The 13,529-nt window shown below is 42.3% G+C and carries 15 protein-coding genes; 13 read left to right on the forward strand and 2 right to left on the reverse strand.

Features of this window, described 5'->3' with window-relative positions; all coding sequences use genetic code 11:
* Positions 1 to 6 precede the first annotated feature (6 nt).
* From trpD to trpA, 5 genes are read left to right on the forward strand one after another with little or no spacing between them, the layout of a single operon-like run.
* Positions 7 to 1,011, forward strand: a complete 1,005-nt coding sequence (gene trpD, locus O3640_RS10285) for an anthranilate phosphoribosyltransferase (protein WP_048774561.1) — start codon at positions 7 to 9, stop codon at positions 1,009 to 1,011.
* Entirely contained in the window at positions 1,008 to 1,775 is a 768-nt protein-coding gene (gene trpC, locus O3640_RS10290) for an indole-3-glycerol phosphate synthase TrpC (protein ID WP_125366911.1), read from the forward strand. The genes trpD and trpC overlap by 4 nt, the downstream gene beginning before the upstream one ends.
* Positions 1,762 to 2,349 carry a phosphoribosylanthranilate isomerase gene (locus tag O3640_RS10295; RefSeq protein WP_048774559.1) on the forward strand — a complete coding sequence of 196 codons (588 nt, stop codon included), beginning with the start codon at positions 1,762 to 1,764 and terminating at the stop codon, positions 2,347 to 2,349. The genes trpC and O3640_RS10295 overlap by 14 nt, the downstream gene beginning before the upstream one ends.
* Positions 2,339 to 3,562 carry a tryptophan synthase subunit beta gene (gene trpB, locus O3640_RS10300; RefSeq protein WP_125366912.1) on the forward strand — a complete coding sequence of 408 codons (1,224 nt, stop codon included), beginning with the start codon at positions 2,339 to 2,341 and terminating at the stop codon, positions 3,560 to 3,562. The genes O3640_RS10295 and trpB overlap by 11 nt, the downstream gene beginning before the upstream one ends.
* A complete protein-coding gene (gene trpA, locus O3640_RS10305) occupies positions 3,555 to 4,334 on the forward strand; it encodes a tryptophan synthase subunit alpha (protein WP_060970866.1) in 780 nt (259 codons plus the stop codon). Before trpB ends, trpA begins: the two co-directional genes overlap by 8 nt.
* On the opposite strand, the gene O3640_RS10310 is transcribed toward trpA, so the two are convergent.
* Positions 4,303 to 4,965, reverse strand: a complete 663-nt coding sequence (locus tag O3640_RS10310) for an A24 family peptidase (protein ID WP_105026443.1) — start codon at positions 4,963 to 4,965, stop codon at positions 4,303 to 4,305. The genes trpA and O3640_RS10310 overlap by 32 nt on opposite strands.
* A gap of 168 nt (positions 4,966 to 5,133) precedes the next feature.
* Here O3640_RS10310 and O3640_RS10315 point away from each other — a divergent pair, with 168 nt between their 5' ends.
* The 3 genes from O3640_RS10315 to O3640_RS10325 all read left to right on the forward strand — a co-directional run bounded on the left by O3640_RS10315 (position 5,134) and on the right by O3640_RS10325 (position 6,427).
* A complete protein-coding gene (locus O3640_RS10315) occupies positions 5,134 to 5,649 on the forward strand; it encodes a DNA starvation/stationary phase protection protein (protein ID WP_105026442.1) in 516 nt (171 codons plus the stop codon).
* A 179-nt stretch (positions 5,650 to 5,828) separates the two neighbouring features.
* Positions 5,829 to 6,053 (forward strand): YqgQ family protein, encoded by a 225-nt coding sequence (locus tag O3640_RS10320; protein WP_020992685.1) that lies wholly within the window; start codon positions 5,829 to 5,831, stop codon positions 6,051 to 6,053.
* A complete protein-coding gene (locus tag O3640_RS10325) occupies positions 6,050 to 6,427 on the forward strand; it encodes a rhodanese-like domain-containing protein (protein ID WP_185760670.1) in 378 nt (125 codons plus the stop codon). Before O3640_RS10320 ends, O3640_RS10325 begins: the two co-directional genes overlap by 4 nt.
* Positions 6,428 to 6,592: 165 nt before the next feature.
* On the opposite strand, the gene O3640_RS10330 is transcribed toward O3640_RS10325, so the two are convergent.
* On the reverse strand, positions 6,593 to 7,318 hold the full coding sequence (locus O3640_RS10330) for a 16S rRNA pseudouridine(516) synthase (protein ID WP_008809112.1): 726 nt from the start codon (positions 7,316 to 7,318) through the stop codon (positions 6,593 to 6,595).
* Positions 7,319 to 7,499: 181 nt separating this feature from the next.
* Between O3640_RS10330 and typA the strand changes: the two genes are divergently transcribed.
* From typA to O3640_RS10355, 5 genes are all read left to right on the forward strand, one after another.
* The gene (gene typA, locus O3640_RS10335) at positions 7,500 to 9,341 is read left to right on the forward strand and encodes a translational GTPase TypA (protein WP_125366913.1); all 1,842 of its coding nucleotides are present in this window, start codon (positions 7,500 to 7,502) and stop codon (positions 9,339 to 9,341) included.
* 21 nt (positions 9,342 to 9,362) lie between these two features.
* Positions 9,363 to 9,641, forward strand: coding sequence for a DUF3165 family protein (locus O3640_RS10340; protein ID WP_061585163.1), 279 nt, complete (start codon positions 9,363 to 9,365; stop codon positions 9,639 to 9,641).
* 243 nt (positions 9,642 to 9,884) lie between these two features.
* Positions 9,885 to 11,237, forward strand: coding sequence for a UDP-N-acetylmuramoyl-L-alanine--D-glutamate ligase (gene murD, locus O3640_RS10345; protein WP_125366914.1), 1,353 nt, complete (start codon positions 9,885 to 9,887; stop codon positions 11,235 to 11,237).
* Position 11,238: 1 nt separating this feature from the next.
* Positions 11,239 to 12,309 (forward strand): UDP-N-acetylglucosamine--N-acetylmuramyl-(pentapeptide) pyrophosphoryl-undecaprenol N-acetylglucosamine transferase, encoded by a 1,071-nt coding sequence (locus O3640_RS10350; RefSeq protein ID WP_125366915.1) that lies wholly within the window; start codon positions 11,239 to 11,241, stop codon positions 12,307 to 12,309.
* Positions 12,306 to 13,508: a cell division protein FtsQ/DivIB gene (locus O3640_RS10355; RefSeq protein ID WP_125366916.1), complete on the forward strand. Its 1,203-nt coding sequence runs from the start codon at positions 12,306 to 12,308 to the stop codon at positions 13,506 to 13,508. The genes O3640_RS10350 and O3640_RS10355 overlap by 4 nt, the downstream gene beginning before the upstream one ends.
* Positions 13,509 to 13,529 lie beyond the last annotated feature (21 nt).

A 13,529-nucleotide genomic window follows, 5' to 3' on the forward strand; every position in this document is an offset into this window, starting at 1 on the left:
GCGTGTATGAAAGAGATTATTGCAAAACTAGCTGATTTTAAGGATTTAAGCAGCGCTGAGATGACAGATGTGATTGAGCGCATTGTCACTGGACAGGTAGAAGAGTCCCAAATTGCAGCCTTTTTACTGGGGCTTAAGATGAAGGGGGAGACGATTGAGGAACGAACTGCTTTGGCTCAGGTAATGCGAGGGCATGCTAAGCAGATTCCGACCACTATTCGCACTGCCATGGACAATTGCGGTACGGGCGGAGATAAGTCTTTCAGCTTCAATGTTTCGACTACAGCAGCTTTTGTACTGGCAGGTGGCGGGATTAAGATGGCTAAGCACGGCAATCGATCTATTTCTTCTAAGTCAGGTTCAGCTGATGTCTTAGAAGCTCTGGGTATCAATCTAGACTTGGATGCTGCTAGCTTGGGCAAGGTTTTTGAGCAGACAGGTATCGTCTTTCTCTTTGCAAAGAATATGCACCCAGCCATGAAATACATCATGCCAGCCCGTCTTAGCTTAGGCATTCCCACTATCATGAACCTAACTGGTCCTCTTATCCATCCCATGACTCTGGAAACTCAGCTTTTGGGAACCAGTCGGCCGGATATGCTAGAGAGTACGGCAGAAGTTTTGAAAAATATGGGACGCAAACGTGCAGTAGTCGTGTCGGGTTCAGATGGTCTGGACGAGGCGGGTCTTCATGGCCGTACCCAGTATGCTCTGCTGGAAAATGGTCAAATCAGCCTGCACAGCTTTCTGCCGTCAGATGTTGGCATGGAAGAGATAGCTCTTGAAGCGATTCGCGGAGGCAATGCCAAGAGAAATGCAGAAATTCTGCTATCTGTCCTGCAAAATCAAGCCAGCCCCTATCTAGAAACGACAGTTCTGAATGCTGGATTGGGATTTTATGCTAATGGAAAATCAGACAGTATAGAAGAAGGAATAGCTTTGGCCCGCCAAGTGATCGCTAGCGGCGCAGCCTATGAAAAACTCAAGCAACTACAGGAGTATCAAAAATGAGCAAAGAATTTCTCCCGACCATTCTAAAGCAAAAAGAGCAGGAAGTGGCGACCATGTCCTATGAAGAGCTGCAGCCCCTGCGCTCGACCTATTCTCTCTATGAGTATCTCAAAAGCTATCCTCAAGAGCTGCAGCTGATTGCTGAGGTCAAAAAAGCCAGCCCCAGTCTGGGAGATATTAATCTCGGTGTGGATATTGTGGAGCAGGCTCGCACCTATGAACGATGCGGTGCAGCTATGATTTCAGTCCTGACAGATGAAATTTTCTTCAAAGGACATTTGGATTACCTGAGAGAGATTTCCAGTCAAGTCACGATTCCGACCCTCAATAAGGACTTTATCATTGATGAAAAACAGATTGTTCGCGCCCGAAATGCTGGAGCGACAGTTATTCTTTTGATTGTAGCTGCCTTGTCTGAAAAGCGGTTGCAAGAACTCTATGATTTTGCGACGGGGTTAGGCTTGGAAGTTTTGGTCGAAACCCATAATCTGGCGGAGCTGGAAATTGCCCATAGAATAGGTGCTCAGATTATCGGTGTCAATAACCGCAATCTAGTTACTTTTAAGACAGATATCAATACAAGTCTCCAGCTGTCTGCCCATTTCAAAGATGACAGAGTTTACGTATCTGAGTCCGCTATTTTCAGCAAGGAAGATGCTGAGCTAGTAGCTCCTTATTTCCATGCGGTTTTAGTCGGAACAGCCCTGATGCAGGCTGAGAATGTGGCAGAAAAAATCAAGGAGCTGAAAATTGACAAAGGTTAAGATTTGCGGCTTATCAACGGCTAGCGCTGTGGAAACGGCATGCCAGGCTGGTGCAGATTACATTGGATTTGTCTTTGCTGAGAGCCGTCGGAGGGTTAGTTTGGAGCAAGCTCAGAAGCTAGCTTCCTTGGTGCCGCCTGCTGTCCGAAAGGTAGGAGTTTTCGTCTCTCCGAGCTTATCGGAGCTACAGGAAGCTATTTCGGTAGCAGATCTGGATTTGGTGCAGATTCATGGCGATTTTGATGAAGAGCTTCTGACTCAGATTGACCGGCCGGTTATTCAAGCTTATCAGGTCAAGGGAGCGTTAAAAGATGTCAGCCAACAAGCGGACTACCTGCTCTTTGATGCCCCACTTGCTGGTAGTGGTCGGACCTTTGACTGGCAAGTTTTTGACAAGAATCAAATTCACCAGCCCTTCTTTATCGCCGGTGGTTTGAATGCAGGAAATGTCCGAGAAGCTATTCAGAGCTTTGCCCCTTACGCAGTTGATGTCTCTAGCGGGGTCGAGACTGACGGCCAGAAGGACTTAGAAAAGATAAAAGAATTTATAGAAAGAGTGAAAGATGGCATATAATCAACCCAATCAAGAAGGATTTTACGGTGAGTTTGGTGGACGCTTTGTTCCAGAAACGCTGATGACAGCAGTTTTGGAGCTGGATAAAGCCTACCGTGAGAGTAAAAAAGACCCAGCCTTTCAGGCTGAGCTGGACGAGTTGCTGAAGCAATATGTAGGGCGGGAGAATCCTCTCTATTTCGCTAAAAATCTGACAGCCTATGCTGGCGGTGCTAAGATTTATCTGAAGCGGGAAGACCTCAACCATACTGGGGCTCACAAAATCAATAATGCCCTAGGTCAGGTCCTATTAGCTAAGAGAATGGGCAAGAAGAAAATCATTGCAGAAACTGGTGCGGGTCAGCACGGAGTAGCCACCGCCACGGCTGCAGCCCTTTTCAACATGGACTGTACTATCTATATGGGCGAAGAAGATGCCAAGCGCCAAGCTCTTAATGTCTTTCGGATGGAACTTTTAGGAGCTAAGGTAGAGTCAGTGACCGATGGCTCTCGAGTCCTCAAGGATGCAGTTAATGCTGCCTTGAGAGCTTGGGTGGCTCAGGTTGATGATACTCACTATATTATGGGCTCAGCCTTAGGTCCCCATCCTTTCCCAGAGATTGTCCGCGACTATCAGAGTGTGATTGGGCGTGAGGCCAAGCGTCAGTTTGCTGAGCAAAATGCAGGTGCCTTGCCAGATGCTTTAGTGGCTTGCGTTGGCGGTGGTTCAAACGCTATTGGGCTCTTTTATCCCTTTGTTGACGATAGCACAGTTGCCATGTATGGAACAGAAGCCGCTGGGCGAGGCATTGATACAGATGAACATGCTGCGACCTTAACCAAGGGCCGGCCAGGTGTTTTACACGGTGCCTTGATGGATGTCCTACAGGATGAGCAAGGCCAGATTCTGGAAGCTTTCTCTATCTCTGCCGGGCTGGATTATCCAGGCATCGGTCCAGAACATTCTCATTTTAATGCTATCCAGCGCGCCACTTATGTCCCAGTCACGGACGAAGAAGCCTTGGAAGCCTTCCAGCTCCTGTCTCGTATTGAAGGGATTATTCCTGCTCTAGAGTCTAGCCACGCTATTGCTTACGCAGTTAAGCTGGCTAAGGAGTTGGGACCGGATAAATCAATGATTATCTGCCTATCCGGCCGTGGTGACAAGGATGTCGTTCAGGTAAAGGAACGCTTGGAAAATGAAGCGGCTCAAAAAGGAGGTGCCCATGACTAAAACACTCACTCAGCATTTAGAAGCCATCAAAAAAGCAGGCAAGGGAATTTTTCTTCCTTATATCATGGCTGGTGATCACGAGAAAGGTTTAGCAGGTTTGCCAGAAACTATCGCATTTTTGGAAAACTTGGGTGTGTCAGCCATTGAAATAGGCCTGCCATTTTCAGACCCTGTTGCAGATGGGCCGGTTATTGAAGAAGCCGGTCTGAGAAGTCTGGGTCACCATACTTCCGCCAAGTCTTTAGTCGCAAGCTTGCAGAAGTTGGACACTCAGCTGCCTCTCATCATCATGACCTACTTCAATCCTATTTTCCAGTACGGTCTCAAAGATTTCGTCAAGGACTTAGCTACAACACCGGTTAAAGGATTGATTATTCCGGATCTGCCCTACGAACATAGAAATTTCATCTTGCCTTTGCTGGAAGATTCAGATATCGCTCTAGTTCCTTTGGTGAGTCTGACGACTGGACTAGAACGTCAGCAGGAGCTGATCAAGGAAGCTGAAGGTTTTATCTACGCTGTAGCTATCAACGGTGTGACGGGTAAGAGCGGAAGCTACCGCGATGATTTGGACCAGCACTTGAGCAAGCTTCGTGATATTGCTGAGATTCCAGTACTGACGGGCTTTGGCGTTTCGACTTTAGAGGATGTTGACCGCTTCAATCAAGTCTCAGATGGAGTTATTGTTGGATCTAAGATTGTCAAAGCTCTTCATGAAAAGGATGACAGTATCGCAGACTTTATCGAAGAAGCAGCAGCTTATAAGAAATAAGAACCACAGCACCAAACAAAAGACAGGGTACAAATGCCAGCCTGTCTTTTTTCTTTTTAAAGCAGAAGCAGGCGAGGCCAGAGAAGCTAGCGATTTGGATAAGAATGAGAATTTCCGTCAAACTGAAAATAGCTGAGCAGGACGCCAGAAATAGAAAGTCACCAGCACCAATACGAAGATTGTAGAAGAAGGCTAGAAGTCCTAAGGCTAAAAAGAAAAGCATGAGAAGATTGATGCCTGCTGTCACCATCAGCAAGAGCTGAAAAATTAACCAGACCATCAAGGGATACTGTTGATCTCTTTGATCGTAGATAGCTAAGGTTAAGCCCATGGTGACTACCAATAATTGACTAATGGAAAGAATGCTCAGAGAAGTTGCCAGAAAAAGACCGCCCAAGAGACATTCAAAAAATAAATAGCGTAAGGGAATCTTATCTCCGCAGAAGCGGCAACGAAGCCGGTTCATGACTTGGGAAAAAATAGGAATCAAATCACGCGGTGCCAATCTTTTCCCGCAGGCATTGCAATGGCTAGCTGGAGCGATGATAGACTGCTCTGGGAAGCGGTCGATGACCAAGCCTAGGAATGAGGCAAAGACGGTACCAACAAGAAAAAAGTATAGGTGAATCATACTTATTTATTCGTAATTTTAAACAGAAAAATTCTGAAATTTTGCAACTTTTCTAATAAAGTCTTTTTTTGAATCTTTTGTCTTGACTTTCTTATTTAGAAGCATTATAATTAAACCATAATCTAAAAAGATTATAATGATTATAAATAAAATAAGCGAGGTAAGAATATGACTCAAGTAAAAAATGCCGCTGCAACAGATGTAGCAACTTTTGTAAATCAAAACTCTTTGCCAAAAACTAAGGCTGTATTGAACCAAGTAGTGGCAGATCTTTATACTGCTCATATTGCTCTTCACCAAGTTCACTGGTATATGCGTGGCGCTGGTTTCATGGTTTGGCATCCAAAAATGGATGAATACATGGAAACTTTGGATACAACTTTGGATGAAGTTAGTGAACGTTTGATTACTTTGGGTGGTAAACCATACTCTACTTTGACAGAATTTATCCAACATAGTAAGATCGAAGAAAAAGCTGGTGAATTTAGCAAAAATGTAGAAGAAAGTTTAGCGCGTGTAATTGAAATCTTCCGCTATTTGACAAATGTATACCAAGAAGCGCTGGATGTGACTGACGAAGAAGGTGACGATGTAACCAATGATATCTTTGTTGGAGCTAAAGCAGATTTAGAAAAGACAATCTGGATGTTGACAGCTGAAATTGGTCAAGCACCAGGATTGTAAAAAAAATTAAAGAAGAAGTTAAATTCTAAAATATGATTAGAGTTTCATATAGAGAAATTTAATTTTAGAATGATACGTATTTTTTATCACCCCTCTTTGAAAAAGTAGCTGACACAGCTGCTTTTTCTGTTTATTTTTCCATCTTGAAAATATGTGCAAATTCTGGTACAATAGGGCACATGAAAACACTTTATGATGTTCAGCAATTTCTTAAAAGTTTTGGCATCGTAATCTATATGGGCAAGCGATTGTATGATATAGAACTGATGAAGATTGAGTTAGAGCGAATTTACGATGCGGGCTTGATGGACAAACTAGAATATTTAGAGGCTGATGCAGTCTTGCGCCGTGAACATCAGTTAGAGTTGAAATATATTGAGAAGAATGGAGAATGGAAGAAATGACCTGGATTTTGATGGCGATTATGGCTGGTATACTGGCTTGGATGGGCTTTAACTATTTTAGATTGCGTAGAGCAGCAAAAGTAGTTGAAAATGCAGAGTTTGCGAGCCTAATCCGTCGAGGTCAGCTTGTGGATTTACGAGAACCTGTTGACTTTCATCGAAAACATATCTTGGGGGCTCGAAACATCCCATCAACGCAGTTAAAAGGAAATTTGGGAGCACTTCGTAAAGATAAGCCAGTCTTGCTCTATGAAAATGCTCGCGGTCAACGAGTAATGAATGCAGCCCTTCTTTTAAAGAAAAATGGTTTTTCTGACATCTATATCCTGTCTTATGGCCTGGATAGCTGGAAGGGAAAAGTTAAAACAAGTTAATTTAGCTTTAAACATATTATATATAAAAGGCACAGATTTTATCTGTGCCTTTTATTATGTGATTTTTGCCTATCTTGCTCCGTAAGGTACATAGACGGGTGGTTATGATTTGATCGTTTAGTCAAGAAGCATGGCCAAGTATTAAAGATAGAAAAAATATATAATCTATCGACTTAGTTCTAGATAGTTCTTGATAAGCTTCAGCTCATCTTGATTTAAAGAACGATAGTCACCCTCATCCAAATTGGGATCGAGTTGAAAATCTCCCAAATGAGTTCTTTTGAGATAGGTAACTTTCACTCCTATTGCTAGGAACATTTTCTTTACTTGGTGAAATTTTCCCTCTGAGATAGTTACAGAAGCTGTGCTCAAAACAGGGGTAGCAGAATGGATTATGAGTTGAGCCGGCTTACAAACCTTGCCATCTAAGAAGCGAACGCCTTGTTGGAAGGCTTCAATAGCTTGATTGTCCAGAAGTCCATTGACTTGAACGAAATAAGTTTTATCAACATGATATTGAGGATGAAGTAGTTGAAAGCCAAGAGGACCGTTATCAGTAATTAAGAGGAGTCCAGTCGTATCTCTGTCTAAGCGACCAATAGAGTATAGTTCCTCACTAAAGTCTTCCTTTTGAATAAGATCAATTACTGTTGCTTTGCTGGCATCGGAATTGGCTGTTATATAGCCTCGCGGTTTATTCATCATAAAATAACGATGAGCAGGAGCAGAAATCTTCTGTTTGTAGAAGAGGATGTCTTGTAGCCCAGTATCTACATTCTGGCTAAGATTTCTAGCAGGGGTTTGATCTACCAGAATAGCTCTTCGGAGCAAGGCCTGTTTCATGGATTTTCGGCTAATTGATGCTTGAGCTAGCAAACGGTCTAATCGCATAATTCTTCCTTTCAATGATCTTATGATTAATTATAAAATTTCAATGTAAGAAATGCAAACGAGTGCGAGAGGAGCTGATTTTTCAATGAAAACATTTACACTTAGCTGAACTGTGATTTTTGAGTGAGACTGTGGTATAATTGTTCAGTTAGAAATAAAAATTTAAATATTAGAGGAAATCATGACAAAATTAAGAGAAGATATCCGTAACATTGCGATTATCGCCCACGTTGACCACGGTAAAACAACCCTCGTTGACGAATTATTGAAACAATCTGAAACTCTTGATGCACGTACAGAGTTGGCAGAGCGTGCGATGGACTCAAACGATATCGAAAAAGAGCGTGGAATTACAATTCTTGCTAAAAATACAGCCGTTGCCTACAACGGAACTCGTATCAATATCATGGACACACCTGGACACGCGGACTTCGGTGGAGAAGTTGAGCGTATCATGAAAATGGTTGACGGTGTTGTCTTGGTGGTAGATGCCTACGAAGGAACCATGCCACAAACTCGTTTCGTATTGAAAAAAGCCTTGGAACAAGACCTTGTTCCAATCGTGGTTGTAAATAAAATCGACAAACCATCAGCTCGTCCAGCAGAAGTAGTAGACGAAGTATTGGAACTCTTCATCGAGCTTGGTGCAGATGATGACCAGCTTGATTTCCCAGTTGTTTATGCATCAGCGATCAACGGAACTTCTTCCTTGTCAGACGATCCAGCTGATCAAGAAAAAACAATGGCACCAATCTTTGATACCATCATCGACCATATCCCAGCTCCAGTGGACAATTCAGATGAGCCTTTGCAGTTCCAAGTGTCTCTTTTGGACTACAATGACTTCGTAGGTCGTATCGGTATCGGACGTGTCTTTCGTGGTAGTGTGAAAGTCGGTGACCAAGTTACCCTTTCTAAACTAGACGGCACAACCAAAAACTTCCGTGTTACAAAACTTTTCGGTTTCTTTGGTTTGGAACGTCGTGAAATCCAAGAAGCTAAAGCAGGTGACTTGATTGCCGTTTCAGGTATGGAAGATATCTTTGTTGGTGAAACCATTACACCGACAGATGCCATTGAACCTCTTCCAATCCTACACATCGATGAGCCAACGCTTCAAATGACCTTCTTGGTAAACAATTCACCATTTGCAGGTCGTGAAGGAAAATGGGTGACTTCTCGTAAGGTGGAAGAACGCTTGCAAGCAGAATTGCAAACAGACGTTTCGCTTCGTGTTGACCCAACGGACTCACCAGATAAATGGACTGTTTCAGGACGTGGAGAATTGCACTTGTCAATCCTGATCGAAACAATGCGCCGTGAGGGTTATGAGCTACAAGTATCTCGTCCAGAAGTTATCGTAAAAGAGATTGATGGCGTTAAGTGCGAACCATTTGAGCGCGTCCAAATCGACACACCAGAAGAATACCAAGGTTCTGTTATCCAAAGCCTTTCAGAACGCAAGGGTGAAATGCTAGATATGGTGGCTACTGGTAATGGACAGACTCGTTTGGTCTTCTTGGTTCCTGCGCGTGGTTTGATTGGTTACTCTACTGAGTTCTTATCTATGACTCGCGGTTATGGAATTATGAACCATACCTTTGATCAATACCTGCCAGTGATTCCTGGTGAAATCGGTGGTCGTCATCGTGGTGCCCTTGTTTCCATTGATGCTGGTAAGGCTACAACATACTCTATCATGTCTATTGAAGAACGTGGTACTATCTTTGTCAACCCAGGTACTGAGGTTTATGAAGGAATGATCATCGGTGAAAACTCTCGTGAAAACGACTTGACTGTGAATATCACCAAAGCTAAACAGATGACTAACGTTCGTTCAGCTACCAAGGACCAAACAGCTGTTATCAAGACACCTCGTATCTTGACGCTAGAAGAATCTTTGGAATTCTTGAATGATGATGAATACATGGAAGTAACACCAGAGTCCATCCGTCTGCGTAAGCAAATTTTGAACAAACAAGAACGCGAAAAAGCTAATAAAAAGAAAAAATCAGCTGAATAATCATAGAAGGGAGGAGCAGTCATGGTTTATTTAATAATTGGAATTTTGATTCTCTTGTATTACCTTTTTGCTGCTCCTCAGAGCATTAAAGGCACCTTTAATGTCTTATCGGTTGTATTAGTCTTGGTTTTGTTTATCATTCTCTTGGTATTAGCGGCATTTCGGATTTTTCAAATGCCAGGAGAGTTATTTGTCGGGGCTGCTATGCTTATTTTGGCTTATTTTGCCTTACGCGACATTGCTCGATTAGATAAGAAACCTGGTTTATTTGATTTTTTAGGCGATAAAAGAAAAGATTAAAAATTGGCTTGAGAACTAAAATTCGCTTTAGTTCTAGGCCTTTTTTTGTAGATTACAAAATGAAAAGACTTGAAGAAAGGACTCTTATAACTTTTAGAGTTCTATTACAAATCATTGCAAATCAGAAAAAATATCACATTTTTTTCACAAGTTAACAACAGAGGTAAATAAAGCGCATCTATGACTTTTTTATTTCTTTAAAAAAGGGTAAAATAGAATGAAGTATAATTAAAGAGGTTTTTTATGAAAAATATAGCCAGTTTTGCTAACAAAAAAGTCTTGGTTTTAGGTTTGGCCAAGTCAGGTGAATCTGCTGCTCGCCTTTTAGATAAATTAGGAGCCATCGTGACAGTTAACGACGGTAAACCTTTCGAGGAAAATCCTGCTGCTCAATCCTTGCTAGAAGAAGGCATTAAAGTGGTGACAGGAGGCCATCCTCTGGAGTTGCTGGATGAAAACTTTGAATTGATGGTTAAAAATCCAGGTATTCCTTATAATAATGCTATGGTTATTCGGGCTCTGGAGAAGGAGATTCCTGTTATCACTGAAGTTGAGTTGGCTTATCTGATTTCTGAAGCTCCGATTATTGGTATTACGGGATCAAATGGCAAAACGACGACCACAACCATGATTGCGCAAGTCTTGACGGCTGGTGGTCAAAATGGTCTTTTGTCTGGTAATATCGGTTTTCCTGCCAGTCAAGTAGCCCAATCAGCTAGTGGCAAAGATACACTGGTCATGGAACTGTCTTCCTTCCAGTTGATGGGGATTGAGGCTTTTCATCCACAGATAGCTGTGATCACCAATCTCATGCCGACTCATCTGGACTACCATGGCTCTTTTGAGGAATATGCAGCTGCCAAGTGGAATATCCAGAAAAACATGACAGCTGATGATTATCTTGTTTTGAATTTCAATCAAGATTGGGCCAAGGAAATGGCTAGCCAAACTCAGGCTACTGTTGTTCCTTTTTCAACAACTGAAAAGGTGGATGGTGCCTATCTTGATGGTGATGTCTTGACCTTCCGTGGAGAAGCGATTATAAAGGTGGCTGAAATCGGTGTTCCTGGCAGTCACAATGTCGAAAATGCTCTGGCTACTATTGCAGTAGCTAAACTTCGTGGTATTGATAATCAGACGATCAAAGAAGTCTTGTCAGCTTTTGGAGGCGTTAAGCATCGTCTCCAGTATGTGGGGCAGGTAAATGAGGTTGCCTTTTACAACGACAGTAAGTCTACCAATATCTTGGCAACCCAGAAAGCCTTGTCCGGTTTTGACAATAGCAAGGTGATTCTGATTGCAGGTGGCTTGGACCGAGGCAATGAATTTGACGAGTTGGTGCCTGATCTCAAAGGGCTCAAGAAGATAGTAATCTTAGGGCAATCAGCTCCGCGTGTAAAGAGAGCCGCTGATCAGGCTGGTGTTTCTTATCTGGATGCGACTAATGTCCGGGATGCAGCTCATAAGGCTTTTGCTCAAGCAGAGTCAGGAGATATTGTCTTGCTCAGTCCTGCCAATGCTAGCTGGGATATGTATAGTAATTTTGAAGTCCGTGGCGATGAATTCCTCGCTGCATTTGAAGAATTAAAAGGTTAAGATGAAAAAGATTGTATTTACAGGCGGAGGAACGGTCGGGCATGTAACCCTCAACCTTCTCCTGATTCCGAAATTTATCAAAGAAGGCTGGCAGGTCCATTATATTGGCGATAAGCATGGTATTGAGTATCAAGAAATCCAAAAGTCGGGACTGGACGTGACCTTCCATTCGGTAGCTACCGGTAAACTTCGTCGCTACTTTTCGTGGCAGAATCTGCTGGATGGCTTTAAGGTCGTCTGGGGCATTTTTCAGTCTTTGGGCATCATGCTCAAGGTATGGCCACAGGCCCTCTTTTCTAAGGGAGGCTTTGTATCTGTTCCGCCCGTGATTGCAGCTCGGCTGTCAGGAGTGCCCGTCTATGTTCATGAATCGGATCTATCCATTGGCTTGGCCAATAAAATCGCCTATAAGTGTTCGACCAAGATGTATTCAACCTTTGAGCAAAGCTCTAGTCTGACCAAGATTGAGCATGTCGGAGCTGTGACCAAGGTCGGTAGTCAAGAGCCAGTCCTACCGCAGGAACTAGAAGAAATCCGTCAATATTTTGATAAAGAACTGCCCACTCTGCTTTTTGTCGGTGGTTCTGCTGGTGCTAAGGTCTTCAATGACTTTGTCAGCAAAAATCAAGCTACGCTGACTGAGCGCTACAACGTTATCAATCTGACAGGTGATGCAAGTTTGGATGTTCTGTCGAATCGTCTCTTTCGCAGAGCCTATGTGACGGACCTCTACCAGCCTTTGATGGACCTGGCAGATGTGGTGGTGACTCGAGGTGGTTCCAATACAATCTTTGAGCTCTTGGCTATGGCTAAGTTGCATATCATCGTTCCTTTAGGACGCGAAGCCAGCCGTGGAGATCAGATTGAAAATGCGGATTATTTTGTGAAAAAAGGCTATGCTGTGAAGCTGGAAGAAAAGCAGCTAACTTTAGAAGGGCTGGAAGCTTCTGTGGAGCAGGTTCTAAGGGATAAAGAATCATATTATCAAGCGATGAAAAATTCTCATGAAATCAAGTCAGTAGAAGATTTTTATGCTGTATTGAAAAATGATATAAACAAAGGGAAAAAATGACGACAAAAGATAAAGGTGACCAAAAAGAACTCCAAAAATATTTATCTGAGTGGCAAAAACGTCATCAGGAGTACTTAGAAAAAAAATCTCAAGAAAAAGCCTCTGAAACTGATGAAGAAGAGCGTAACGATGAGACTTTGGAAACTTCAGAATCTGCTGGGACAAACGAAACAGATAATAGCGAAGATGAAAAAGAAGACCAAGCTCAAGATCAAGCTTCAGATGACGATGAGACAAATGAGTCTGAAGAGACAGAAGATGTTGAAGAGACCTCAGAAGACGATGAAGAGTATGATAAAGAAAACACCGAAGAATCAAGTGATGTTTCAGAAGATCGAACTGAAAATTTTGTAGGTCAAGCTGATATAGAAATTGAAAAAGAAGCTAAGCCAGACAAACCTAGAATCGAGAAAATTCATCTATACAGGGCTATACCAGTTCTGGTTATCAGCTCTCTCTTGATTCTTCTGTCACTCTACTTTATTACTCCTTTAGGTAGCCTTAAAAATATAGTAGTTACAGGAAATGAGCGTGTAACTCAAGATGAAATTATCAAAGCTACCCAAATTGATAGTCGAGATTACACTTTAACAACGTTTTTGAATCGTAATCAGTATGCTAACAACTTGAAAAAAGCGAATGCTTGGATCGAAAAGGCTGAAATTTCATATCAGTTCCCGATTACATTCAAAATTCAAGTCACAGAATTTAAGATTCTAGCCTATGAAGCTTCTACTGGAAATATCTATCCAGTCATCAGCAATGGAACTGTGATTAATCAACCAGTAAAGAAAGAAGCTTTGCCTGAAAATTACATGCGCCTTAATCTATCTGATAAAGCTAAGGTTAAGAAACTTATGCAAGAATTATCAGATGTACCGGATAGTATCAAAAATGAAATTCAAACTGTAGATTTGACTCCAAGTAAGGCTACAAAAGATTTATTAACTTTGACAATGAAAGATGAGCATAAGATTATTGTTCCTCTTTCAGATATTCATAAGAAATTACCTTACTACAGTCGTGTACATCCATTGTTGACGGAACCTAGTATTGTGGATATGGAAGCGGGAATCTTTAGTTATTCTGCTAGTCTTGCGCAAAAAGAAGAACAAGAAAAGAACGAAAGTTCAGAAGAAACTGAGCAGAGTGAAACAGAGGCAGCACCGTCAGATGTTACTGATGAAACAAATAACTAAAGAAAACGAAGAAAAACTCTC

Source organism: Streptococcus sp. 27098_8_75, from assembly GCF_041432475.1.
Classification (GTDB): Bacteria; Bacillota; Bacilli; order Lactobacillales; family Streptococcaceae; genus Streptococcus; species Streptococcus gordonii.